Origin of the sequence: Hydrogenoanaerobacterium saccharovorans (assembly GCF_016901815.1) — a bacterium.
GTDB classification, from domain to species: domain Bacteria; phylum Bacillota; class Clostridia; order Oscillospirales; family Ruminococcaceae; genus Avimicrobium; species Avimicrobium caecorum.
The window spans coordinates 1-336 of sequence record NZ_JACSNR010000044.1 but is presented as its reverse complement, the minus strand read 5'-3'; the positions used below and the strand labels follow the sequence as shown (position 1 = coordinate 336).

The following is a 336-nucleotide window of genomic DNA, read 5'->3' as shown; positions in this document are numbered from 1 at the left end:
ATGGAGCGGGTTACGAGGCTCGAACTCGCTACCTCCACCTTGGCAAGGTGGCGCTCTACCAGATGAGCTAAACCCGCTTATTTTTGGTGCCTTCGACCGGAATCGAACCAGTGACACGGGGATTTTCAGTCCCCTGCTCTACCAACTGAGCTACAAAGGCACAAAAAATTTGGCGACCCGAATGGGGCTCGAACCCACGACCTCTAGCGTGACAGGCTAGCGTTCTAACCAACTGAACTACCGGGCCATATTTGGTGGGGGCATCAGGGATCGAACCCGAGACCCTCTGCTTGTAAGGCAGATGCTCTCCCAGCTGAGCTATACCCCCATCTTTTG

The 336-nt window shown here is 54.8% G+C and carries 4 tRNA genes; all 4 read right to left on the bottom strand.

Annotated elements, in window-relative coordinates:
- Position 1 precedes the first annotated feature (1 nt).
- Positions 2-77: transfer RNA gene (locus tag H9X81_RS11620), tRNA-Gly, on the bottom strand.
- A 7-nt stretch (positions 78-84) separates the two neighbouring features.
- Positions 85-160 (bottom strand) — tRNA-Phe (locus tag H9X81_RS11615).
- 10 nt (positions 161-170) lie between these two features.
- Positions 171-247 (bottom strand) — tRNA-Asp (locus H9X81_RS11610).
- 5 nt (positions 248-252) lie between these two features.
- Positions 253-328 (bottom strand) — tRNA-Val (locus H9X81_RS11605).
- Between the last annotated feature and the right edge of the window lie 8 nt (positions 329-336).